Below are 1,555 nucleotides of genomic sequence, written 5' to 3'. Positions count from 1 at the left end.
AAAAAAGGCATGCTAAAAAGACCGGAGGAAAAAGGCCGGTCTGAAAAAGAGAAAAAAGCAAGGTGTTTATTCCAAGGTATCAACAAGTGTGGCCAGGTACTCCCGAACTTTTCCGTAATAAATGCGCAGAAACTTATTGGCACCAGCAGTCATGTAGACATGGTAGGGTTTGCCCTCAGCCCGTTTTTTATCCATGAACTGAAAAACAGGATCATCAAGAGGTGACTTTTTAATCAAGGTCTCCATGACTAAGAAAAGCGTTTTACGAAGTTTTGGGGAACCGTGTTTAGTGGCCGGATTACTTTTAGACTCGCGAGTTCCCGATTGATTGGCTTTTGGATCAACACCAGCAAAGGCAGTGAGGGCGTTTCTTTTGTGAAACCTTCGAACATCGCCGATTTCAGCCATGAGCTGCGGGCCAAGAGAATCGCCAACGCCATACATGGCCATGACCACCGGGTATTCCGGGAGCTGTTGTGCGAGGTCTTTCATTTCCAAACGAAGGGAAGAAGCCACTTTGGAAAGGGCGTTGAGTGACTGTACCGCCTGTTGAATGAGCATTTTTGTCAAAGAATCCTTTGGAAGGATTGCAATCTGTTCTTTAGAAGCGGCGTGGATTTCAGCGGCTTTTGCTGAAGAAAAGGAATAACCGTGACGCTTACACCACTTATGATAACGCTGTGTAAAGGCGTTTAAGCTTAAAGAACGGACACCCTCCACATGCCAGAAGGTGGTTGCAAAATCCACCCATTTCTGGTGACCATCCTCACGGACAGGACTCGTGAAAAGTGCGTTGACCCCCGGATAGGTTTGGTCTAAAAGGGAAATGAGATTGTTTTTAAGGGCCGTTTTGTTTTTCGTATAAAGGGCGTATTGGCGATTTAAAGTTTTTAATTGATAGCGAATGGTATCCATCGGCGTATACAGTCGTAATTCCGCCCAATTGTCAAGGCCATAACGGGCAATTTTAAGGGCATCGGCTTTATCCGTTTTCGCTTGGCGTAACGAGTTATTCCCATAATCTTTAATGAGCTTAGGATTGACCGCGCTGACAAAAAGACCCGCGGTATGGAGCATCAGAGCAATGGGCTCATAATAGCGTCCAGTATGCTCCAGAATGACCCGAGTTTCCCCTTCCAGGCTTTTCAGAGAGATCGCCAGCTTTCTGAGTTCACTGGAAAGATGAGAAACCGAAAAAGGTTTAAGAACCACTTGACCAAAGGGACGGGCAACGGCAACCATGCTTTTGCCTTTAGAAACATCAATACCAACGGTGTTCATAAAAAACTCCTTACCGATAGAATTTGGCAATCCAACCTACATCATTGCCGATTCAATCTGTTTGGTGACCCGGACCCACAAGAAGCGGTTCAACCTGCATAAAACGAACGCTGGAAATGAGCGGTTGACTGACAGACTTTTTAACGGACGTCTTAAAAAGAGTCCTTGGAGAAAGGCGTCAGGCCATTTTACTCATTTTACCAGTTAGGCAACAATGTGGTAAAGTCCTTAGCAGGCTGCTAAGCTACTTGCCGCAAATTTATTGTAACAGGAG

1 protein-coding gene is annotated in these 1,555 nt (G+C 45.5%); it reads right to left on the bottom strand.

Annotated features, from left to right (window positions below; all coding sequences use genetic code 11):
• Positions 1-66: 66 nt before the first annotated feature.
• Positions 67-1,281 carry an IS110 family transposase gene (locus DW091_RS19895; RefSeq protein WP_058694289.1) on the bottom strand — a complete coding sequence of 405 codons (1,215 nt, stop codon included), beginning with the start codon at positions 1,279-1,281 and terminating at the stop codon, positions 67-69.
• Positions 1,282-1,555: the final 274 nt, after the last annotated feature.

This window comes from Eubacterium sp. AM05-23, assembly GCF_003477535.1.
GTDB lineage: Bacteria > Bacillota > Clostridia > Eubacteriales > Eubacteriaceae > Eubacterium > Eubacterium maltosivorans.
The sequence above is the reverse complement of the archived record's forward strand: the minus strand, read 5'-3'. Positions and strand labels throughout refer to the sequence as shown.

Excerpts from the sequence above, each read along its gene's own strand:
- DW091_RS19895 (WP_058694289.1), bottom strand. The coding sequence starts at position 1,281 with ATGAACACCGTTGGTATTGATGTTTCTAAAGGCAAAAGCATGGTTGCC.